This window comes from Sphingomonas sp. Marseille-Q8236 (assembly GCF_965112005.1).
In genome coordinates this window covers 765,151-784,618 of sequence record NZ_CBCOPO010000001.1, presented here as the reverse complement: position 1 = coordinate 784,618, position 19,468 = coordinate 765,151, and the positions used below count along the sequence as shown (strand labels likewise).

At 67.5% G+C, this 19,468-nt stretch carries 22 protein-coding genes; 13 read left to right on the top strand and 9 right to left on the bottom strand.

Going from position 1 to position 19,468, the window contains the following annotated elements:
• Nucleotides 1–6: 6 nt before the first annotated feature.
• The 3 genes from ACWPWT_RS03635 to ubiG all read right to left on the bottom strand — a co-directional run bounded on the left by ACWPWT_RS03635 (nucleotide 7) and on the right by ubiG (nucleotide 3,121).
• On the bottom strand, nucleotides 7–744 hold the full coding sequence (locus ACWPWT_RS03635) for a DUF2334 domain-containing protein (protein WP_454278608.1): 738 nt from the start codon (nucleotides 742–744) through the stop codon (nucleotides 7–9).
• The gene (locus ACWPWT_RS03630; protein ID WP_454278607.1) at nucleotides 741–2,189 is read right to left on the bottom strand and encodes a hypothetical protein; all 1,449 of its coding nucleotides are present in this window, start codon (nucleotides 2,187–2,189) and stop codon (nucleotides 741–743) included. Before ACWPWT_RS03630 ends, ACWPWT_RS03635 begins: the two co-directional genes overlap by 4 nt.
• A 194-nt stretch (nucleotides 2,190–2,383) precedes the next feature.
• Nucleotides 2,384–3,121, bottom strand: a complete 738-nt coding sequence (gene ubiG / locus ACWPWT_RS03625; RefSeq protein WP_454278606.1) for a bifunctional 2-polyprenyl-6-hydroxyphenol methylase/3-demethylubiquinol 3-O-methyltransferase UbiG — start codon at nucleotides 3,119–3,121, stop codon at nucleotides 2,384–2,386.
• 54 nt (nucleotides 3,122–3,175) lie between these two features.
• Between ubiG and ACWPWT_RS03620 the strand changes: the two genes are divergently transcribed.
• The 3 genes from ACWPWT_RS03620 to ACWPWT_RS03610 all read left to right on the top strand — a co-directional run bounded on the left by ACWPWT_RS03620 (nucleotide 3,176) and on the right by ACWPWT_RS03610 (nucleotide 6,774).
• Entirely contained in the window at nucleotides 3,176–4,426 is a 1,251-nt protein-coding gene (locus tag ACWPWT_RS03620; RefSeq protein ID WP_261268274.1) for an aspartate kinase, read from the top strand.
• A gap of 362 nt (nucleotides 4,427–4,788) precedes the next feature.
• On the top strand, nucleotides 4,789–5,826 hold the full coding sequence (locus tag ACWPWT_RS03615; RefSeq protein WP_261268273.1) for an NAD(P)H-dependent flavin oxidoreductase: 1,038 nt from the start codon (nucleotides 4,789–4,791) through the stop codon (nucleotides 5,824–5,826).
• 153 nt (nucleotides 5,827–5,979) lie between these two features.
• Nucleotides 5,980–6,774 carry a hypothetical protein gene (locus ACWPWT_RS03610; protein WP_454278605.1) on the top strand — a complete coding sequence of 265 codons (795 nt, stop codon included), beginning with the start codon at nucleotides 5,980–5,982 and terminating at the stop codon, nucleotides 6,772–6,774.
• A 9-nt stretch (nucleotides 6,775–6,783) separates the two neighbouring features.
• Here the strand turns inward: ACWPWT_RS03610 and ACWPWT_RS03605 are convergent, their stop codons facing one another.
• Together ACWPWT_RS03605 and ACWPWT_RS03600 are read right to left on the bottom strand one after the other, a co-directional pair.
• Nucleotides 6,784–6,990, bottom strand: coding sequence for a helix-turn-helix transcriptional regulator (locus tag ACWPWT_RS03605; RefSeq protein WP_454278604.1), 207 nt, complete (start codon nucleotides 6,988–6,990; stop codon nucleotides 6,784–6,786).
• Complete coding sequence (locus ACWPWT_RS03600) at nucleotides 6,987–7,409, bottom strand: hypothetical protein (protein ID WP_454278603.1); 423 nt, start codon at nucleotides 7,407–7,409, stop codon at nucleotides 6,987–6,989. The genes ACWPWT_RS03605 and ACWPWT_RS03600 overlap by 4 nt, the downstream gene beginning before the upstream one ends.
• A gap of 98 nt (nucleotides 7,410–7,507) precedes the next feature.
• Between ACWPWT_RS03600 and ACWPWT_RS03595 the strand changes: the two genes are divergently transcribed.
• Genes ACWPWT_RS03595 through pal form a run of 6 tightly spaced genes read left to right on the top strand, consistent with a single transcriptional unit; the run spans nucleotide 7,508 to nucleotide 12,190 of the window.
• On the top strand, nucleotides 7,508–7,978 hold the full coding sequence (locus tag ACWPWT_RS03595) for a YbgC/FadM family acyl-CoA thioesterase (RefSeq protein WP_261268269.1): 471 nt from the start codon (nucleotides 7,508–7,510) through the stop codon (nucleotides 7,976–7,978).
• Nucleotides 7,975–8,667: a protein TolQ gene (gene tolQ, locus ACWPWT_RS03590; protein WP_261268268.1), complete on the top strand. Its 693-nt coding sequence runs from the start codon at nucleotides 7,975–7,977 to the stop codon at nucleotides 8,665–8,667. Before ACWPWT_RS03595 ends, tolQ begins: the two co-directional genes overlap by 4 nt.
• A 13-nt stretch (nucleotides 8,668–8,680) precedes the next feature.
• A complete protein-coding gene (gene tolR / locus ACWPWT_RS03585; RefSeq protein WP_454278602.1) occupies nucleotides 8,681–9,139 on the top strand; it encodes a protein TolR in 459 nt (152 codons plus the stop codon).
• Complete coding sequence (locus ACWPWT_RS03580) at nucleotides 9,139–10,188, top strand: cell envelope integrity protein TolA (protein WP_454278601.1); 1,050 nt, start codon at nucleotides 9,139–9,141, stop codon at nucleotides 10,186–10,188. Before tolR ends, ACWPWT_RS03580 begins: the two co-directional genes overlap by 1 nt.
• Nucleotides 10,189–10,199: 11 nt before the next feature.
• On the top strand, nucleotides 10,200–11,609 hold the full coding sequence (gene tolB, locus ACWPWT_RS03575) for a Tol-Pal system beta propeller repeat protein TolB (RefSeq protein ID WP_454278600.1): 1,410 nt from the start codon (nucleotides 10,200–10,202) through the stop codon (nucleotides 11,607–11,609).
• A 56-nt stretch (nucleotides 11,610–11,665) separates the two neighbouring features.
• Nucleotides 11,666–12,190, top strand: a complete 525-nt coding sequence (gene pal, locus ACWPWT_RS03570) for a peptidoglycan-associated lipoprotein Pal (RefSeq protein ID WP_261268264.1) — start codon at nucleotides 11,666–11,668, stop codon at nucleotides 12,188–12,190.
• A 200-nt stretch (nucleotides 12,191–12,390) separates the two neighbouring features.
• Here the strand turns inward: pal and ACWPWT_RS03565 are convergent, their stop codons facing one another.
• The 3 genes from ACWPWT_RS03565 to ACWPWT_RS03555 all read right to left on the bottom strand — a co-directional run bounded on the left by ACWPWT_RS03565 (nucleotide 12,391) and on the right by ACWPWT_RS03555 (nucleotide 15,457).
• On the bottom strand, nucleotides 12,391–13,251 hold the full coding sequence (locus tag ACWPWT_RS03565) for a S1/P1 nuclease (RefSeq protein ID WP_454278599.1): 861 nt from the start codon (nucleotides 13,249–13,251) through the stop codon (nucleotides 12,391–12,393).
• Between the two features lie 10 nt (nucleotides 13,252–13,261).
• Nucleotides 13,262–14,188, bottom strand: a complete 927-nt coding sequence (locus ACWPWT_RS03560) for an isoaspartyl peptidase/L-asparaginase family protein (RefSeq protein WP_454278598.1) — start codon at nucleotides 14,186–14,188, stop codon at nucleotides 13,262–13,264.
• A gap of 117 nt (nucleotides 14,189–14,305) precedes the next feature.
• Nucleotides 14,306–15,457 carry an acyltransferase family protein gene (locus ACWPWT_RS03555; protein WP_454278597.1) on the bottom strand — a complete coding sequence of 384 codons (1,152 nt, stop codon included), beginning with the start codon at nucleotides 15,455–15,457 and terminating at the stop codon, nucleotides 14,306–14,308.
• Nucleotides 15,458–15,533: 76 nt separating this feature from the next.
• On the opposite strand from ACWPWT_RS03555, the gene ispG reads away from it, so the two are divergent.
• Nucleotides 15,534–16,661, top strand: coding sequence for a flavodoxin-dependent (E)-4-hydroxy-3-methylbut-2-enyl-diphosphate synthase (gene ispG, locus ACWPWT_RS03550; protein WP_454278596.1), 1,128 nt, complete (start codon nucleotides 15,534–15,536; stop codon nucleotides 16,659–16,661).
• Between the two features lie 66 nt (nucleotides 16,662–16,727).
• Complete coding sequence (locus ACWPWT_RS03545) at nucleotides 16,728–17,084, top strand: NUDIX hydrolase (RefSeq protein ID WP_454278595.1); 357 nt, start codon at nucleotides 16,728–16,730, stop codon at nucleotides 17,082–17,084.
• A gap of 69 nt (nucleotides 17,085–17,153) precedes the next feature.
• Here ACWPWT_RS03545 and ACWPWT_RS03540 read toward each other — a convergent pair whose 3' ends face one another.
• Nucleotides 17,154–17,927, bottom strand: coding sequence for a transporter (locus ACWPWT_RS03540; protein WP_261268259.1), 774 nt, complete (start codon nucleotides 17,925–17,927; stop codon nucleotides 17,154–17,156).
• Nucleotides 17,928–18,079: 152 nt separating this feature from the next.
• Here ACWPWT_RS03540 and ACWPWT_RS03535 point away from each other — a divergent pair, with 152 nt between their 5' ends.
• Together ACWPWT_RS03535 and ACWPWT_RS03530 are read left to right on the top strand one after the other, a co-directional pair.
• On the top strand, nucleotides 18,080–18,982 hold the full coding sequence (locus tag ACWPWT_RS03535) for a DMT family transporter (protein WP_454278594.1): 903 nt from the start codon (nucleotides 18,080–18,082) through the stop codon (nucleotides 18,980–18,982).
• Nucleotides 18,979–19,458, top strand: a complete 480-nt coding sequence (locus ACWPWT_RS03530) for an N-acetyltransferase family protein (protein WP_454278593.1) — start codon at nucleotides 18,979–18,981, stop codon at nucleotides 19,456–19,458. Before ACWPWT_RS03535 ends, ACWPWT_RS03530 begins: the two co-directional genes overlap by 4 nt.
• Nucleotides 19,459–19,468 lie beyond the last annotated feature (10 nt).

The window sequence follows — 19,468 nt, the reverse complement described above, 5'->3', positions numbered from 1 at the left end:
TGGGGCTTAAGCCGCCAGCAAATCCGCATAGCGCGACGGCGTATGGGTCTTCGCCAGCCGTGCATAGGTCTTGTCGATACTGTCGAGCAGCGCGGGCACGCCATTGTCGCCCGGATGGACCGCAACGCGCGCGACCGGAGTCGGGCGCAGGCCGTGGCGCAGTACGGCGGCGGCGGCGAGCGAACTCAATTGCCGCCCGCGCGAGCGACTCGCCCAGGTGACGACCGGCCCGCGCGCGACGATCCTGCCGTCGGTCGGGGTCCAGACGCGGAAATGATCCTCAGCAATGCCAAAGCCCGCATCGCCCAGCGCCGCCCGCGCCTCGTCCGAATAGAGCCAGGCAGGAGCGATGAAGCCGGTCGCGCGGCGGCCGATGATATCCTCGATCAGCGCGGTGCCGCGCTTCATCCGGCGAAGCGCCTCGGCGTGGGGCAAGCCGACGAACTCGCCTTCGCCCGCGGTCATGTGCTTGGCCTTCAGCGCGGTCTTCTGGTCGGTGTGGACCATGTCGTCCTTGTGCGACCAGCCATGGACGAACATCTCGATCCCCATGTCCGCCCAGTCGCGCAGGCGGGTGGCAAAGGGGGTGCCCGGCGCGATCGGCGCGCTGTTCCAATGGTCGGGGATGACCAGCATGGCTAGGCGCGGTCCGCCGAGATGGCCCGACAGCCGGTCGAACAGCGCATCGACCGCCCCCTCGAAACGGGGGGACACGTCATGGATCGAGGCGAGAAGGCGTTTCATCGCGTGGATTTATAGACGCTGATCATCTCATTGCCCATCGGCAGTTTCGCGGTCAGCCGGTATCCGTCCGCCATCGCCGCCAGCATCCGGGCATGGGCCTCCGCCCGCTCGCCATTATAGGGCGGGCGCATCACGACGACGGCGGGGTGTTGCGAAAGGATGCGGGTGATCTCGGCATCCTGGTCGACGCCGGTGGCTCCGGCCTCGCGCGCGCGGCTGAGATGCGCGGGCACGATCCAGCGCGACAGGGTGCATCGCTCGGTCGCGACGTACAGCATGGTGCTGCCCGAATAGACGTACAGACAACCCGGCCCCTTGCCGACCGCCTGGGTGAGTGCGGCGAACTCGGTCGCCTCGCCCCGCTCGTGGCGCAGGCTGAACAGCACGATCTGCCCGGCAAGTGCCACGGTGAGCAACAGGGCAGGGGTGTAGCGCCGCCGCCACGCCGCGCTACCCAGCATCGCGGCGGCGGCCGTACAGGCGGGCAGCAGGACCGGCAGGCCATAATGGTCGAACCACGGCCGGAACAGCAGCACGCCGATCACGGCCGCGCCCAGCCAGACCGCGAGGAAGGTCCGCTCCCGATCGCGCTCCGCCCGTTTGAGGCCCAGCACCGCCAGCGTGACGATGGGGGAGAGGATCAGCACCATCTGCCCCAGATTGCCCGCCAGTTCCGCGATGGGATCGGGGTTGCGATGGAAGATCGACAGGAAATTGGCGTAGAGGAACGCGTCCCACTGGCCGATCATGGCATAGACCCCCGCCGCCAGCGCGGTCGGGACCAGCGACACCAGGACCAGCGCCGCGCCGTACAGGACCAGCGCGACCGGGCTCCGGCTCCGCCGCCACTCGCCGGCCAGCAGCCAGAGGCCGAAGACCATCCCCTCGAACACCGCCGAATATTTGATCTGGAGGACCACTCCGACCAGCGCCATCGCGGCCAGCCCCAGGCTGCGCACCCCCCGCCGATCCGATTCGAGGATCGCCCAGGCCGCGCCCATCATCAGCAGATTGTAGAAGACCGGCGCCTGCCCGCCCTGTCCGCCGAGCAGGCCGAGCCACAGGATATAGGCGATGCCCGCAGCCGTCGCGCCCGCGCCCCAGCCGAGTCGCTCCGCCATCCGCGCGATCAGCCATCCGGTTGCGACCACGCTGGCCAGTGCCATCGCCTGATAGACCCAGATGCCCGCCGGAAACCCGAATGCGGCGGGTACGGCATAGAGGAGGAACAGCCCGATCGGCTTGCGGTCCCACACATCGACGAAGGGCCACGCGCCCTGCCACATCGCATGGCCGGTGAAGAAGTAGAATTCCTCGTCCACATGGACCACCGGATTGCCGAAGGTCGCCACGCGGGCGAGGATCGCTACGGCGAGCAGGATCAGGAGGCGGTGCGATCCTGACGCGGCCGGACGGTTCGCGGATGATATTGGACGTGACGACATGAGGTGAATCCAGAGGAACCCGCCCCCTCGCAGCGGATCTTGACGAAAATTGGGCCTTCCGCTCCCACACGCCCCACCCCGGCGAAGGCCGGGGTCCAGCGGTGAGACGGTGGCGAGACTATTGGCGCTTCCCCAACTGAATCCCGGCCGTCGCCGGGATGGTCCGATGGTTTGCAGCAGGGGCTAAACCCAAATTACCGCGTCGTGGTGACGAAATAGTCGAGCGCGGTCGAGTCGCTGACCATGAACCCCTTGGTCGGCGAATAGCTCAGCCCACGCACGTCGCGCACCTTCAGTCCCGCCTGGGTCAGCAAGGCGGTCAGTTCGTCGGGGGTCAGGAATTTCGACCAGTCATGCGTGCCCTTGGGGATCGCGCCCGTCCCTTCCGCCAGCGTGATGAGCGCCAGTTTCGACAACGGCGTGCGGTTCGGGGTCGACAGGATCATCAGCCCGCCGGGCGCCAGCGCATCGGCCAGGCCGCGCACGAAGCGCGCCGGATCGGCGACATGCTCGATCACCTCCAGCGAGGTGACGAGATCGAACGTCTCACTTGCCAGCCCCTCGACGCTGCCCGCACGGTAATGGATGTTCAGTTCCGACTGGGCGGCATGGGCGGCGGCGACTGCGACATTTTCCGCTGCGGCGTCCAGCCCCGTCACCTCGGCCCCGAGCCGAGCGAGCGGCTCGCACAACAATCCCGCGCCGCAACCGACATCGAGCGCGCGCTTGCCCTTGAGCGGGGTGAAACCCTGTCCATCGGCATCCCAATGCAGGTCGATCTGCTCGCGGATATAACGGAGTCGGGGCGGGTTCAGCCGGTGCAGCATCGCGCTCGACCCCTTCGGGTCCCACCACTCGGCCGCCATCTTTCCGAAATGTGCGGCTTCGGCGCCGATAATGGTAGAATCGTTCAAATGGCTTGCGTTCGTCATGGGGGCTACCTATCAGGACCGCCGTTTTACCCCAAGGAGATTGGCAAAAACCGCATGGCCCGTATCGTGATGAAGTTCGGCGGCACCTCGATGGCCGGAATCGAGCGCATCCGCAACGTGGCGGCGCGGGTCAAACGCGAGGTGGAGGCTGGGCATCAGGTCGCGGTCGTCGTCTCCGCGATGGCGGGCGAGACCGACCGACTGGTCGGTTTCTGCCGCGAGGCCTCGTCGCTTTACGATCCCCAGGAATATGACGTCGTCGTCTCGGCGGGCGAACAGATCACCAGCGGGCTGCTGGCGATCACGCTCCAGGCGATGGGCGTCCCCGCGCGCTCGTGGTTGGGTTGGCAATTGCCGATCCACACCGACACGGCCTTCGCCAAGGCGCGGATCGGCGAGATCGACACGACCGCGCTCGACGAGAGCCTGGCGGCGGGCGTGGTCGCGGTCATCCCCGGCTTCCAGGGCGTGGCCGAGGGCAACCGGGTCACGACGCTGGGTCGCGGCGGTTCGGATACCAGCGCGGTCGCGGTGGCGGCGGCGATGAAGGCGGAGCGGTGCGACATCTATACCGATGTCGACGGCGTCTACACCACCGACCCCCGCATCGTGCCCCGCGCGCGGAAACTGTCGAAGGTCACCTATGAGGAGATGCTGGAACTCGCCAGCGTCGGCGCCAAGGTGCTCCAGACCCGCTCGGTGGGTCTGGCGATGAAGGAACAGGTGCGCGTGCGGGTGCTCAGCTCGTTCGACGACGCACGGGACGAAGACGGACATCGCGGCACGTTGATCGTGGGCGAAGAGGAAATCGACGATATGGAACGCCAGCTCATCACCGGCATTGCGCATGACAAGAACGAGGCCAAGATCACCCTGACCGCCGTGCCCGACCGGCCCGGTGCGGTGGGTTCGATCTTCGCGCCGCTCGCCGATGCAGGCATCAATGTGGACATGATCGTCCAGAACATCGCGCATTCGACCGGTTCGACCGACGTGACCTTCACCGTGCCGTCGGCGGACCTCGCGCGCAGCCTGGACGTGCTGGAAAAGGCGAGCGGCGAGATCGGCTATGCCACGCTGGTCCACGATACCCGCGTCGCCAAGATCTCGGTCGTCGGCGTCGGCATGCGCAGCCATGCGGGCGTCGCCTCGACCATGTTCCAGACGCTGGGCGCGCGCGGGATCAATATCCTCGCGATCACCACGTCGGAGATCAAGGTCAGCGTGCTGATCGAAGAGGACTATACCGAACTGGCGGTGCGCGTGCTGCACACCGCTTATGGTCTGGACGCCGAGGCGGCGTAACGACCCGACCGATGCCCCGTCGCCCCAGCGAAGGCTGGGGCCTCTGGCCCGGATACGATCCCGCCCGCCAAAGATCCCAGCCTTCGCTGGGATGACGGTCATAGGGGATGGGTTCGCGCGAAGCCGCGAAGACGCGAAGCGTTTGAAGAATAATGGTGCGCGCGGAGGCGCGGAGACGCGGAGGTGGTGTATCCGGCCGCGCCGCCGCTCCTTTTTCAACCATCGCTGATGAAGTGATGGCGCTGCCGCGCACAGATCATCTCCGCGCCTCCGCGTCTCCGCGCGAACAAACTCTTCGCGTCATCGCGGCTTCGCGTGAACCAAATCTTGCCGTCCGCCGCGCTCCACGGCATGGAGCGCCGATGACCGACACCCTCAACACCACCACCGGCGAACAGCGTCTCGCCACCCGCATGGCGCGCGGCGCGGAATTTCTCGGCGCCGACATGGCGATCATGGCGGGTGCCATGTCCTGGGTGTCGGAGCGCAACCTTGTCTCCGCCATGTCGAATGCGGGCGGCTTCGGCGTGATCGCGTGCGGCGCGATGACCCCCGAACTGCTCGACACCGAAATCGCCGCGACCAAGGCGATGACCAGCCGCCCCTTCGGCGTGAACCTGATCACTATGCACCCGCAGTTGTTCGACCTGATCGCGGTGTGCGGCCGTCACCAGGTCGGCCATGTCGTGCTCGCCGGCGGCCTGCCCCCCAAGGGCGCGCTGGAGGCGATCAAGGAGACCGGCGCCAAGGTCATCTGCTTCGCGCCCGCGCTCAGCCTCGCCAAGAAGCTGATCCGCTCGGGCGTCGATGCGCTGGTGATCGAGGGGATGGAAGCGGGCGGCCATATCGGCCCCGTCTCGACCAGCGTGCTGGCGCAGGAAATGCTGCCCGAGATCGCGGCCCAAGTCCCCGTCTTCGTCGCGGGCGGCATCGGCCGGGGCGAGGCGATCGCCGCCTATCTCGACATGGGCGCGGCGGGCGTCCAGCTTGGCACGCGCTTCGTCTGCGCGACCGAGTCGATCGCTCACCCGAACTTCAAGAAGGCGTTCATCCGCGCCTCGGCCCGCGACGCGGTTGCGAGCGTGCAGATCGACCCGCGCCTGCCGGTCATCCCGGTTCGCGCGCTCAAGAATGCGGGCGGCGAACTCTTCACCGCCAAGCAGCGCGAAGTCGCCCAGTCGCTCGACGAGGGCAAGGTCGCGATGGCCGAGGCGCAGCTCCAGATCGAGCATTACTGGGCGGGCGCGCTGCGCCGCGCGGTGATCGACGGTGATGTCGAACATGGCTCGGTGATGGCGGGCCAGTCGGTCGGCATGGTCACGAAGGAAGAGCCGATCGCCGACATCCTGGCGCAACTGATGGCCGAGGCTGCCGCCGCGCTGGTCGCGCGCACGGCCTGAAGTTATTCCTCCCCTGCAAGGGGAGGAAATTTGCGGCCTCGCCGAACCCTCTGACATACGGCTCGTTTCGTCGCACGGCTTACGACGTGTTAACCTTGATTCGGCATGACGTACGCCAATAGCCGGGGGGCGGACTTTTCCGAGGATCGGGTTATGGCGAAGTTGCGTATTGTATCGGGTATCGCGATCGGTCTCTCGCTGGCGGGATGTGCCGCGCGCGAAACCGCCAAGGTCGCGCCGCCGCCGGTGATGGTACCCGCCCCGCCGCAGGTCGCCCGCGCGCCGCTGCCCCCCGGCGCCACGCCGGGGATGCGGATCCCTGCGCTGCTCCCCGATGGGAATTACGAGACCCCGAATCGCTCGCTGACCAGCGCGGCGACCATCTGGCACCTGCGTTCGGCGTTGAACGTCGCGGCGCTGGCCTGTCGCGGCGCGGATGAGGGGCAGATCGTCACCCGATACAACACGATGCTGACGGTGCAGCGTATTGCGCTGGCGGCGGCGGAAAAGCGTTATTCGGCGGAATATCAGTCGCAGGGCGGCGACTGGCGCGATCGCTATGACGATGCGATGACCCGACTTTATAATTTCTTCTCGATCACCCCGGCGCGCAAGGGCTTCTGCGCCGCCGCCGAACAGGTCCTGTCCGACATCAGCGCCGCGCCGGCCGATAGGTTTGAAACCCGCGCCGCGGTCCATCTGGATCAGTTGAACGCACCCTTCGTCGCCTTCTTCCGCGCCTATGATGCGTGGCGTGCAGGCACGATGGTGCCGGTCCAGCAGGCCGCGTCGCCCTTGAGCATCGCCACCAGTGCCAATCCGCCGGTCGCGCCGCGCGCGGCCAGCCAGCCGATAGTGTCGAGCCAGCCGGTTCCCGCTGCCAAGCCCTATGCGCCGCCGGTCATCAATCCGCCGAGCCTGACGGTAAATCCGGCCGCCATCCAGTAAACGGCCGGATCATCCCTCGATCCAGAACAGCGATTCGACCGATCGGCCCAATGCCCGCGCCAGCTTGAGCGCGAGCAGGGTCGAGGGTTGAAAGACGCCGTTTTCCACGGTGTTGATCGTCTTGCGGCTGACCCCGATCACCTCGGCGAGCGCGCCCTGGGTCAGTCCCGCCGATTCGCGCGCGGCCTTCAGGTCGTTGCCCAGCGTCTCGTTCATCGGCTGGCGCGCAGTTCCAGCGTGGCGAAGGCGATCAGCGCGGCCATCAACCCGGCGGTGATGACGATGCGGCCCGTCATGATCGCGTCGACAGGCTGGAATGTGGCCACCGAGATCGTCAGGGCAGAGGCTAGCAGCATCGCCCAAAAACCGGCGGCAAGGCTCGACCGTCGGTGATCGCGGGTCGTCTCGTCATTGAGCAGGGCCGCCATGCCGTTCCATTTCCAGAGCCGGAAGGGCGCGCTCGTCAGGTTGAGCGCGGCGGCACCGACCATGACGAACCAGGGAATGAGGCGGGTGGAAGCGCCATCGAGATGCTGGGGAGACGTCATGGCCGGCATCAATAGGCAAAGCGCCAAAAGGTAGAAGACGATCGCCCGGTCTCGGGTCTTCCGCTCGGCCTTTTCCACCAGATTCATGACGACCTCCTGTAACCTATAGGTATCATGTAACCTGTAGGTAACAGGCGCGCAAGTGCCTTTCTTCCCCCGAACGGATAGGTTAACGGGCATGCACCATGACGGTGACGGGAGAAGACCAGCCGATCGGCGGCCGCTTCGAGGGGCATGAGCATCGCTTCGCGGTGCGCGTCTATTTCGAGGATACCGACCTGTCGGGCGTGGTCTATCACGCCAATTATCTCCGCTACATGGAGCGCGCCCGCTCGGATATGCTGCGCGTGGCCGGGATCGACCAGCGTGCCGCGCACGAGGCGGGGCAGGGCGCCTATGCCGTCACCGACATCGCCATCCGCTACGCCGCCTCGGCGCGGCTCGACGACGACCTGATCGTCACCTCGCGACTGATCCAAGTCAGTGCGGTTCGCGTCGTCATTCATCAGACAGTCAGGTGCGGCACGGTCAAGCTGACCGATGCGCGCGTGACCGTCGCCTGGGTCGGCCGGAACGGTCGCCCGCGTCGGCAACCCGCCGATTGGATCGCCATCTACCAACGCCTTGTCTGGCAGGGGGACACCGAACACCCATGAATCCCGTCTTCAACATGGATGCCGCTTCCTTGTCGCCCGTCGCGCTGTTCATCCACGCCGATTGGGTGGTGAAGATCGTGATGATCGGGCTGCTGCTCGCCAGCATCTGGACCTGGACCATCATCGTCGCCTTCTCGCGCAAGCTGGCGCGGACGAAAAAGGGCATGACCCGGTTCGAACGCGATTTCTGGAAGGCGGAGGATATCGACGCCTTTCACCGGATGGAGCAGGACAGCGAACTGCCCTCGGCGCGAGTCTTCTCGGCGGGCGTGCAGGAATGGCGGCGCTCGACCGCGGGCGGGCATATCGACCGCGACGGCACGCGCGAGCGGCTCGCGACCGCGATGGGATCGGCGGTCGCGGGCGAGATCGACAAATTGTCCGACCGGCTGAACGTGCTGGCGACGGTCGGCTCGGTCGCGCCGTTCGTCGGGCTGTTCGGCACCGTCTGGGGCATCATGCGCAGCTTCACCGGCATCGCCCAGGCGCAGAACACCTCGCTGGCGGTCGTCGCGCCGGGCATTTCGGAGGCGCTGTTCGCCACCGCCATCGGCCTGTTCGCCGCCATCCCGGCGGTCATCGCCTATAACCGTTTCAGCCACAGCGTGAACCGGGTCGAGGCATCGCTCAACCGCTTTGCCGACGGTTTCCACACCACGCTCAGCCGCCAGCTCGATCAGGCGCGTTGAAGGGGTCGCCGCGATGGCCATGAACCTTCCCTCCCGCTCCGGCCGGGGTCGCCGTGCGCCGATGGCGGACATCAACGTCACGCCTTTGGTCGACGTGATGCTGGTGCTGCTGATCATCTTCATGGTGACCGCGCCGCTGTTGACCACCGGCGTGCCGGTCAACCTGCCCGACAGCCGCGCCAAGGCCCTGGAGCAGGAACAGAAGCCCGAACAGATTTCGATCGACGAACAGGGGCGGATGTACCTGAACGAGGATGAGATCACCGAGGCCGACCTGCCCGCCCGGCTGGACGCGATCGCAGCGCGCAAAGGCCCCGACGGGCAGGTGCCGCAAGTCTATCTGCGCGCCGACCGGGCGCTGGACTATGGCCGGGTGATGCGGGTGATGGGCGAGTTGAACCGCGCCGGTCTCAACCGCGTATCGCTGGTGACGGTCGAGGGTGGTGCTGGCGAGGGGGCGGGCCCCCGCTGATGGAGCGTGGCGAGCGGATCGGATTGGCCGTTGCGGTCGCGGGGCATATCGTCCTGTTCGGCCTGTTGTCGGTCGGCTTTCTGTCGACACCGAATCCCGAAAAGCTGAAGGTCACCCCGATCGACATCTCGCTGGTCAAGGATGTCGCGCTGGAGGCCGAGTCGCCCACGCCTAACCAGCAACCGGCCCAGTCGATCGCGCCGGAGGAGGGCGCACCCGAGGACGCCGCCCCGCCCGAGCCGGTCGAGGCCGAGCCGGAGCCCCAGCCCGCGCCGCCTCCGCCCGCGCCCCAGCCGAAACCGCAGCCCCAGCCCCGGCCAAAGCCCCAACCGGCGCCCGCCCCCAAGCCCGAGCCGCGCCCCGTGCCCAAGCCGGAACCCAAGCCGCAACCGCGCCCGAAGCCCGCGGAAAAGCCACAGCCCAAGCCGCAACCGGCCAAGCCCCAGCCGACGAAGCCCGCGCCTGCGAAACCGGCACCGGCCAAGCCTGCGCCCGCCAAACCGGCTCCGGCGGCCAAGCCCTCCGCGCCTGCCCGGCCCAGCCAGTCGGCGGCCAAGCCGTCCCCCACCAGGCCAGCGACGCCCGCGCGCGGTAGCGGCAGCAGCGCGACTGCGACGGCCGCCAAGCCGCGCGGATCGCGACTGGGCGACAATTTCCTGAAGGGCCTCTCGCCCGACGCGTCGCCGTCCAAGTCGACCGCCGCCCCCGCCGCCAAGATCGGCGCACAGCAGCTCGCCAATATCGCCTCGGCGATTCTCCGGCAGGTGCAGCCCTGCGCCAATCGGCAGGTAACGCCGGGGCCGGGCGCGGAGCGGATTCGCGTGACGATGAATTTGCGGCTCAACCGCGACGGCAGCCTGGCCGGCGAACCACGCGTGATGGGGCATAGCGGCGTCGACGGCGAGAATGAACGCTATGTCGACCGCGTCGACGCGCTGGCGATCGCGACCTTCAAGGGGTGCTCGCCGCTACGTGGTCTGCCCACCGAACTTTATGACGTACCGGGCGGCTGGAGCAATTTCACGCTGCGCTACAAACTTCCGGGTTGAGGATGATGCTTATGCCCCGTTCCCTGCTGACTCTTCCGCTCACTCTGGCGCTGGCGGCCAGCGCCGTGGGTGCACAGGACGTGCCCGCGCCCCAGCCGCAGGACCAGGCCGCCCCGCCCGCCGGGCAGCAGCCCGCGACCGCCCCCGCCAATGGCCAAGAAGGGCTGGTCGTCGATGTCGAGGGCGGCATCTCCGCGCCGATGCCGATCGCCATTCCGGCGATGCCGACCAGCGCGGTGGTCCAGACGGCGGCGGGCACGACCGATGTGGTCGGCCAGCAATTGTCGCAGATCATCGCCAACGACTTGCGCAATTCGGGGCTGTTCACGCCCGTCCCGCCCGCGCAGCTTCGCACCGTGTCCTTCCCGGAAGTGACCGCGCCCGCCTTCGACTATTGGAACGGCACCGGCGCCCAGGCGCTGGTCCAGGGCTATGTCCGCGCCAATGGCGACGGGACGCTGACGGTCGGTTGCTATCTGTACGACGTGCTGGCGCGCAGTGAATTGGCGCGGCAGGGTTTCGTGGTCCCGCCTTCCGACTGGCGGCGCGCGGCGCATAAATGCGCGGACACCATCTATACCAAGCTGACCGGCGAAGGCCCCTATTTCGACAGCCGCGTCACCTATGTCTCGGAGACGGGCCCGAAGGCGCGGCGGATCAAGCGGCTGGCGATCATGGACCAGGACGGCGCGAATCATCGCTTCCTGACCAACGGCCAGTCGATCGTGCTGACCCCCCGCTTCGCGCCGAACCAGCAGTCGATCGTCTATATGTCCTATATCGACAAGCGGCCCGCCATCTATGTCTATGACATCGGATCGGGTCGCCAGCGACTGGTGGTGCAGAATGCCGCGACGACCTTCGCGCCGCGCTTCTCGCCCGATGGCCGCTGGATCCTGTTCTCGATGGCGCAGGCGGGGAACACCGACATCTATCGCGTCTCGGCGCAGGGGGGCACGCCGCAGCGGCTGACCAACGCGCCCGGCATCGACACCGGCGGCAGCTATTCCCCCGACGGTGCGAAGATCGTGTTCGAGAGCGACCGATCGGGCGGACAGCAGATCTACGTGATGAACGCCGATGGGTCGAACCAGCAGCGGATCAGCTTCGGCGGCGGGCGCTATGCAACGCCGGTATGGAGCCCGCGCGGCGACCTGATCGCCTTCACCAAGCTGGGCGGGGCGTTCCGCATCGGCATCATGAATCCGTCGGGCGGCGGCGAAAAGCTGCTGACCAATAGCTGGCAGGACGAAGGGCCGAGCTGGTCCCCCAATGGCCGCGTCATCACCTTCCAGCGTTCGACGCAAGGCGCGTCGGGCAAGGCGGACGTGTGGATGGTCGACCTGACCGGGGTGAATGAGCGTCGGATTCCGACGCCGCTCGACGGATCGGATCCGGCCTGGGGGCCGTTGCGACCGTAAGCGTTTACGAGCAAGAGTTTCGGGGGCGAAACGAACCTAAAGGGAGTGATAGTCCAGTGACCAAGATCAAGACCACGCTCGTCGTCGCCACGATGGCGCTCGCGATCGCCGGCTGTGCCAAGAAGCGGCCCGAAGTGCTGCCGCCCGCGCCGGTGGACCAGAATGCGGGCGTCGACCCCAATGCCGGTGCGAACACCAGCACCGACGGCGCGATCGTGCCGGGTTCGGACGCGGACTTCCGCCGCTCGGTGACGTCGAACACGGTTCATTTCGGGCTCGACCAATATGACATCGATCCCGAGGCGCGTGCGATCCTGGACAGCCAGGCCGCCTGGTTGCAGCGTTATCCCAATGTCCGCCTCACCATCGAGGGGCATTGCGACGAGCGCGGCACCCGCGAATATAATCTGGCGCTGGGCGATCGCCGTGCGAACGCTGCCAAGAACTATCTGGCCGCGCGGGGCGTATCGCCGGACCGAATGAACGTCATCAGCTATGGCAAGGAGCGCCCGATCGCGCTGGGTTCGGACGAAGCCAGCTATGCGCAGAATCGCCGCGCGGTGACGGTGGTGTTGAGCTGATGTGAAAAGGCCCGGTCTTCCAAAAGGAAGCCGGGCCTTTTTTCTCGGGTTCGCGCAGAGGCGCAGAGGGATTGCCCGCCCGGCGGGCCATCCCCAAAATTCCGTTCAGCCTGAGCGAAGTCGAAGGCCACGGGACGCGCTTTCTTCACGCTCCAGGGCGCGGACTTCGACTTCGTTCCGTGCGAACGGGTGTCGGGCGTTCAGCCTCTGAAGGCCTGGTTCAGCAGCTTCGCCAGCCGCAACCCGCCCCGCTTCACCTGCTCGCGCTCGACCGGGGCCATCGCCCGGATCGCGGCGTCATCCATCTTCATATGCGCGGGGGTCGGCTGGCAGGGATCGCCGCCCATTGCGGCGGCATAGGCGCGCTTGGCGACCGCCCAGTTCTCGCGGCTCCAGGCCATCACGCCGCCCGCCGCCTCACGCCGCCGCTCGGCCGCCGGATAGGCGCGGACCAATTTAGGGGGTGTCGAGATCGCCCGCTCGGCCAGCAATCCGTCCCAGATCGAATGCAGGTTCAGCCGCGCGGTCGCATAGTCGCCATAATCGACATGGGTATCGTTGCCGCCCTTGTCGCCCTTATCCCCGGCATGGAGCGGCTGGTGAAGGTCGCCGACGAAATGGACCAGAAAGGCCAGCGCCATCACCCTGTCCTTCGGGCTGCCGTGCTTGTCCTTCAGGATCGCAAGCTGCCGCGGAATCTGCGCCGATACGCAATCGCCGGTGTCGCATGCGGGCGGCAGGCGAAAGGGCTGGCAGATGTCCACATTCTGATAATGCCAGCTATAGGCATAGCCGAAGCGCGACTTGCCATCCGCGTCCTTCAGCGGCTTGACGCAATCGGGCCAGACGCTGGCTTCCTCGATCGTCCGCACCGGGCAGGTCGGCGTGTCGAGCTCGCCTTCCGCGCGCAGGATCCGGCGGATCTCGGCGCGCGCATGGGGCGTGATATTGGCCCAGGCGATGGCCGCGACGGTCTCATGCCCAAATTCCCAATAGGCGGCGGCGGGGGAGGAGAGGAACGACGCCGCGATCATCGCGACGAAAAGGCGCAAGTGCTTCATGGCGCGGGTTTTATCCCTCGTCGGCGTAGATCGCCACCCTGTGTTCGCCGCCACTCGTCGCACGGCCGCGATACATGCCCGCGGTCGTCATGCTCCATGCAATCGTGCCATCGGGCCCGGCCAGGATAGTGCCGCCGGTGCCGCCCAGCGCCTTCACCTCGGCCAGCACCAAGTCGGCGGCGGCCTGGAGGCTGTCGCCGGTGAAGCGGCGGCGTGCCGCGATCTCATGCCCGACGCCGACCCGGATGAAGACCTCGCCCGATCCGGTGCAGGACACCGCGCACGCCCGGTCGTCGGCATAGGTTCCGGCTCCGACCAGCGGCGAATCGCCGATCCGGCCCCAGCGCTTCCCCGTCACGCCGCCGGTCGAGGTCGCGGCGGCGACATGGCCCTGGGTGTCGCAGGCGACCGCGCCGACGGTGCCATATTTCATGTCGCTGTCGAACGCGTCGGCGTTGCGCGACAGGAGTTCGTCGAGTTGGCGGCGGCGTTCGTCGGTGTGAAACCAGGCGGGATCGACCTGTTCGACGCCCTGTTCGATCGCGAATCGGTCCGCCCCCGCCCCGGCGAGCAGGACATGCGGGCTGGCCTCCATCACCTTGCGGGCGAGCGACACGGGATTGCGGGTGCGGGTGATGCCCGCGACCGAGCCCGCGCGCCGGTCGCGCCCGTCCATGATCGCGGCGTCGAGCTCGTTGGTGCCTTCCCGGGTGAAGCAGGCCCCGCGGCCGGCGTTGAAATGCGGGTCGTCCTCCAGCACGCGCACCGCCGCCTCGACGGCATCCAGCGCGGCGCCGCCCGCCGCCAGCACCGCCGACCCGGCCTTCAGCGCGGCGTCGAGGCCGGCCCGCGCGCCCGCATCCTGCTCGGGCGCCAGGACGTCGCGCGTGATCCGGCCCGCGCCGCCATGGATGACCAGCGACCAGCAAGCGGACATGGACGAAGCTCCGATAAACCAAAGGGGGAAATTGCCCCGCGCCCCTATCAGATCGCGGCTTTCCTGCCATCCCCCACCGGCCCCAGATCGACCAGCGGGCCCTGGGCCGTAGGCCGATCAACGGACCCTAGGCCGTAGGCCGATCAACGGACGAAGCCAGCGCACCTCGCGTCCGATCCGGTAGAAGGCCCAGCATCCCGCCACGGTCGCGGCGATCAGCACCAGCGCGTCCAGCCATAGCGGCAGCCCGGACCGCCGCAGATAGAAGGCGACGAGGATGATGATCGTCTGGTGGATCAGATAGAAGGGGAAGACCGCCTCGGTCAGCGTCCGCCGCCACGGATGGTCGCGGTTCCAGAATCGCTCGGCGATGCCGATTAGCGCGACGACCGCCATCCAGCCCTGCACCGCCCGCGCGCCCGCGAAGACGATGCCGAAGCCCGGCGGCGCCCCCGCCAGACCGGGCCAGCGCCATTCCAGCCCCGCCGCCACGCCATAGCTGGCAAGCGCGATCAGGCCCGCCACCGCCCAGCCGCGCCGGAAGCTGTCCAACACCCGCTCCGACCCCGCCATGCCCAATCCGAACAGCAATGCGGGAAAATAGATGGCATGGGCCAGCCAATCGCCGAGCAGGGCATGCGTCTCCGACTGGCCGGGGAAGAAGCGAATATCGACCAGCATCAGCCAGACTAGCGGCAGCACCGCGCCGCCCCATCCGCCAAATACCCGGTCGAACAGGCGCTGCGCCGCCGCCGCAAAGGGACGGCCCAGCGCCAGCATCGCCGCCACCGCCATGGTATAGGCCCAGAGATAACCGACGAACCACAGATGATTCCAGGCGGGTGTCGGCACCACGCCGCCGATCGCCCGAAAGCCCAGCCAATCGTGCAGCCAGAAGGTCGCGTAGGAGCCCGGATAGCTATATTTGCTCGCCAGCTCCGCCCAGATTTGCGGCGGCACCAGCACCACGATGCCGAACAGCAGCGGCACGAGAAGGCGCAGGCTTCGTCCCCGCACAAAGCTGAGGATCGTCGGATGCCGAACCGCCAGCGCGCGGGTGGCGTAACCCGAAACGACGAACAACAGCATCAGCCGCCACGGATTGCTCGCCAGCATCGGAATCGCGACCCAGGGCAGCCGGGCGAGCTGCACATGGAACCCCCAGGGCACGAACACCATGCCGATATGATAGAGGATCAGAATGGCGAAGGCGCCGACGCGCAACCAGTCTAGGCCGTAATGGCGGGGGATGGGGGCGGCGGCGGTCATGGGGTCGTGGTCATTTTGGAAGGTCTGGTACAGCACTGACTTTGAACCGCAACTCGCAGCGCGTATATAAGGGCCCATGTCCATTCGTCCCTGGCGCGACATCGTCCGCCGCCAAAGCCGTCAGATCATGGTGGGCAACGTGCCCGTGGGTGGCGACGCCCCCGTCACCGTGCAGACCATGACCAACACTCCGACCAGCGATCCGGTCGCCACGATCAACCAGATCCGGCGCTGCGAAGAGGCGGGAGCGGACATCATCCGCGTCTCCTGCCCCGACACCGATTCGACCGCCGCGCTGGCCAAGATCATCAAGGCGGCGCGGGTGCCGATCGTCGCGGACATCCATTTCCACTATAAGCGCGCGCTGGAAGCGGCCGATGCGGGCGCGGCCTGTCTGCGCATCAATCCTGGCAATATCGGATCGTCCGAGCGCGTCGCCGAGGTGGTGCGCGCCGCCAAGGCCAATGGCTGTGCGATCCGAATCGGGGTCAATGCCGGGTCGCTGGAAAAGGACCTGCTCGAAAAATATGGCGAGCCCTGTCCCGAGGCTTTGGTCGAATCGGCGCTCGATCATATCAAGCTGCTCCAGGACCACGACTTCCACGAATATAAGGTCGCGGTGAAGGCGTCCGACGTCTTCCTGGCGGTCGCCGCCTATCAGGGGCTGGCCGAGGCGACCGACTGCCCGCTGCATCTCGGCATCACCGAAGCGGGCGGGCTGATCGGCGGAACGGTCAAGTCCTCGATCGGTATCGGCTCGCTGCTATGGTTCGGGATCGGCGACACGATCCGCGTCTCGCTCTCGGCCGAGCCCGAGGAGGAAGTGCGCGTCGGCTTCGAAATCCTGAAGGCGCTGGGCATCCGCAATCGCGGCGTGCGCGTCGTATCCTGTCCGTCCTGCGCGCGGCAGGGTTTCGACGTGATCCGCACCGTGCAGGTGCTGGAGGAACGGCTGCAGCATATCCGCACGCCCATGTCGCTGTCGGTACTGGGCTGCGTCGTCAACGGTCCGGGCGAAGCGCGCGAGACCGATATCGGCGTGACCGGCGGCGGTAACGGCAAGCATATGGTCTATCTGTCCGGCCTGACCGACCACACGGTCGAGGATGCCGACATGGTCGACCATATCGTCAAGCTGGTCGAGGCCAAGGCCGCCGAACTGGAAGCCGCCGACGTCGCCAAGGCGGCGATCACGGCGGAGTAGCCTGTTCCAGCCCGCGAGCCAGGATGTCCCTTGTGCGTGGGGACGACGCGCCGTTACGGTGCCGGCATGACCGTCATCCGCATTGCCGCCGCCGTGATCGAGGATCGAGCGGGACGCGTGCTGCTGGTCCGCAAGGCCAGCAGCCGCTTCTTCATGCAGGCGGGCGGCAAGATCGAACCGGGCGAGGAACCCGCCGCCGCGCTGGCCCGCGAACTGCACGAGGAAATCGGGCTGATCGTCGCTCCTTCCGAATTTCGGCTGCTGGGACGATTTTCGGCACCGGCGGCCAATGAGCCGGACCACTTGGTCGATGCGCACGTCTTCCATCTGTGTACCGATCACGATCCGGTGCCGGCGGCCGAGATTGCCGAGGCCTTGTGGGTCGATCCGGCTGAGGCCGACGCCTGCCGCTCGCTCCGTTGACCCGCGACCATATCCTGCCACGACATCGGCAGGGTTGCTGAAGCCCTTTCCGCCGGGGTGGGATCGCAATTACAGCCGCAGCCCCAGCCGAACGCCCGCGGCGGCATCGGGCGCGCCGCGACTGACCCCCGCACTGCCCTGGACGCCCAGCGACAGGCGTTGCGACAGCGCCGTGTCGAGCCCCGCGCCGACCTCCTGCCGGTCGGTAATCTGGTCGCTGACCCGTGACGCGTAATTGTACGACACGCTGACCTCGCTGGCCTTGCCGACGCGCAGGGCAACGCCGCCGCGAGCGCTGGTGACGTCACGCAAGGCATAGCCGTCGGGCTGGCCGACAAAGCTGTGGCCGACGGCGGCGAAGGGGGTGACCTTTCCTGGCACCGCCGCTTCCGCCGCCACCGAATAATCCGCCTTGCCCGTGCCGAGCCCGCGCGCGGCCGAGGCGGTGGGCAGCTTGGCGCTGCCGGTCAGAGCGAGGGCGAGGTGATGCGGACGTGGCTCGACCAGTTGGACCGACGCGCCGACCACCGCATCGCCCAACCCACTGCGCCGGACGCGGGTGGCGGGTCGGGTGGGGTCGGTGAAGATCGGCAGGCCCAGCGGCCCGCCCGGTGCGACGACATTGCCCGGCGCATCGACCTGTACCACCGGCAGCGCGGCAAAGACGGTCACCCGCTTGCGCCTGGCCCGCAGGGACGCGGTGGAACTGGCGCTGCGTACCAGCTGGCCGGTGCCATATTTGCCCGCCGCATAGTCCGCCCCCACCGATGCGGTGACCTGTGCCCCCGCCGGTGCTGCCGCCAACATGATCGTCGCCGCGCTTGCGATCAGAGCCGTCTTCATACCCTTTGTCCCCTGGTGCCGGTTTCCAAGGGCGAACGGATGCGGCATGCGATTTAATCCCGAGGCGGCTTCGACGATGGCCCGATCCCGACCCTGCTAACCGGGGAAGGGCGCTCTCGCCTTTGCCGTTGCGCGCCGGTAACGCGTGGGGAATGAGTGCTCGGACCTCCCCCGTCATCGCCTTTGGCGCGGCCGCCCTGGGCATCGCCGTCTATTCGGTGATGGACACGCTGATGAAGCAACTGTCGATCGACAGCGGTGCTTATAGCGCGGTGTTGTGGCGGTCCTGGGTCGGGGTGGCGATCACCGGGGCCCTGTTCCTGGCGCGCGGCGGGCGCTGGCCGGGGCGTGCCGCGCTGAAACTTCATATCGCGCGCGGGGCGGCCGGGGGCGCGTCGGTTCTCTTGTTCTTCTGGGGGCTGGCGCGGGTGCCGATGGCGCAAAGCGTCGCACTGACCTTTCTGGCCCCCCTGATCGCACTGTTCCTGGCCGCGGTCGCCCTGGGTGAGCGGATCAGGCGCGCCGCGATCTGGGGTTCGGCGATCGCGGCGACGGGGGTGCTGGTGATCGCGGGAGGCGAGGTGCAGGCGCAGGCCTCGACCCAGGTGGTGCTGGGGTCGCTGGCCATCTTCGCCGCCTCGATACTCTATGCGGTCAGCCTGGTGTTGCTGCGGCGGCAGGCACAGGTCGCGGGACCGGCGGAGGTGGCGTTGTTCACCATGCTGGTGATCGCCGTGCTGATGACTCCGGCGGCGCCCTTCGCCTCCGGTTGGCCTGCCATGGGGCAGTGGCCCGCCATCGTCATCGCCGCCGCGCTGGGCAGCCTGTCGGCGCTGCTGATCGCCTGGGCCTATGCGCGGGCGGAGGCGCAGATCCTGGCGCCGGTGGAATATACCGCCTTCGTCTGGTCGGCATGCCTGGGCTATATGGTGTTCGGGGAACATGTGTCGCCGTTCACGCTGGTCGGGGCGGTGCTGATCATCGCGGGGTGCGTCGTCGCGGTGCGGCCGGGGTCGGAAATCAAATTGGCACCCCAGAGCGAGGCGGGATTATGAGCATCACCATCCGGGCGGCGGAACGCACCGATAGCGCGACCATATTGGGCTTCGTTCGCGAACTCGCCGCGTTCGAGCGCGAGCCCGACGCGGTCGTTGCGACCGAGCCGATGCTGGCGGCGGCCTTGTTCGGCGAGCGACCGGCGGCGGAGGCGGTGATCGCCGAGCGCGACGGCGAACCGGTCGGCTTCGCGCTGTTCTTCGCCAATTTCTCGACCTGGACCGGGCGGCAGGGGCTTTATCTGGAGGACCTCTACGTCACCCCGGCGGCGCGCGGAGCGGGCGTCGGCAAGGCGTTGCTGGTCCATCTGGCCGGGATCGCGCGCGACCGGGGCTGGGCTCGGTTCGAATGGTCGGTGCTCGACTGGAACACGCCCGCCGTGGAATTCTATCGCGCGATGGGTGCACGGCCGATGGACGAATGGACCGTCCAGCGGGTTTCGGGCGAGGCGCTGGAGCGACTGGCTGGGCGCTAGGCCGAAGCTG

Bases quoted from the DNA above. Each gene is read 5' to 3' on its own strand.
- ACWPWT_RS03635 (WP_454278608.1), bottom strand. From the start codon at position 744: ATGAAACGCCTTCTCGCCTCGATCCATGACGTGTCCCCCCGTTTCGAG.
- ACWPWT_RS03630 (WP_454278607.1), bottom strand. From the start codon at position 2,189: ATGTCGTCACGTCCAATATCATCCGCGAACCGTCCGGCCGCGTCAGGA.
- ubiG (WP_454278606.1), bottom strand. From the start codon at position 3,121: ATGACGAACGCAAGCCATTTGAACGATTCTACCATTATCGGCGCCGAA.
- ACWPWT_RS03620 (WP_261268274.1), top strand. From the start codon at position 3,176: ATGGCCCGTATCGTGATGAAGTTCGGCGGCACCTCGATGGCCGGAATC.
- ACWPWT_RS03615 (WP_261268273.1), top strand. From the start codon at position 4,789: ATGACCGACACCCTCAACACCACCACCGGCGAACAGCGTCTCGCCACC.
- ACWPWT_RS03610 (WP_454278605.1), top strand. From the start codon at position 5,980: ATGGCGAAGTTGCGTATTGTATCGGGTATCGCGATCGGTCTCTCGCTG.
- ACWPWT_RS03605 (WP_454278604.1), bottom strand. From the start codon at position 6,990: ATGAACGAGACGCTGGGCAACGACCTGAAGGCCGCGCGCGAATCGGCG.
- ACWPWT_RS03600 (WP_454278603.1), bottom strand. From the start codon at position 7,409: ATGAATCTGGTGGAAAAGGCCGAGCGGAAGACCCGAGACCGGGCGATC.
- ACWPWT_RS03595 (WP_261268269.1), top strand. From the start codon at position 7,508: ATGACGGTGACGGGAGAAGACCAGCCGATCGGCGGCCGCTTCGAGGGG.
- tolQ (WP_261268268.1), top strand. From the start codon at position 7,975: ATGAATCCCGTCTTCAACATGGATGCCGCTTCCTTGTCGCCCGTCGCG.
- tolR (WP_454278602.1), top strand. From the start codon at position 8,681: ATGGCCATGAACCTTCCCTCCCGCTCCGGCCGGGGTCGCCGTGCGCCG.
- ACWPWT_RS03580 (WP_454278601.1), top strand. From the start codon at position 9,139: ATGGAGCGTGGCGAGCGGATCGGATTGGCCGTTGCGGTCGCGGGGCAT.
- tolB (WP_454278600.1), top strand. From the start codon at position 10,200: ATGCCCCGTTCCCTGCTGACTCTTCCGCTCACTCTGGCGCTGGCGGCC.
- ACWPWT_RS03565 (WP_454278599.1), bottom strand. From the start codon at position 13,251: ATGAAGCACTTGCGCCTTTTCGTCGCGATGATCGCGGCGTCGTTCCTC.
- ACWPWT_RS03560 (WP_454278598.1), bottom strand. From the start codon at position 14,188: ATGTCCGCTTGCTGGTCGCTGGTCATCCATGGCGGCGCGGGCCGGATC.
- ACWPWT_RS03555 (WP_454278597.1), bottom strand. From the start codon at position 15,457: ATGACCGCCGCCGCCCCCATCCCCCGCCATTACGGCCTAGACTGGTTG.
- ispG (WP_454278596.1), top strand. From the start codon at position 15,534: ATGTCCATTCGTCCCTGGCGCGACATCGTCCGCCGCCAAAGCCGTCAG.
- ACWPWT_RS03545 (WP_454278595.1), top strand. From the start codon at position 16,728: ATGACCGTCATCCGCATTGCCGCCGCCGTGATCGAGGATCGAGCGGGA.
- ACWPWT_RS03540 (WP_261268259.1), bottom strand. From the start codon at position 17,927: ATGAAGACGGCTCTGATCGCAAGCGCGGCGACGATCATGTTGGCGGCA.
- ACWPWT_RS03535 (WP_454278594.1), top strand. From the start codon at position 18,080: ATGAGTGCTCGGACCTCCCCCGTCATCGCCTTTGGCGCGGCCGCCCTG.
- ACWPWT_RS03530 (WP_454278593.1), top strand. From the start codon at position 18,979: ATGAGCATCACCATCCGGGCGGCGGAACGCACCGATAGCGCGACCATA.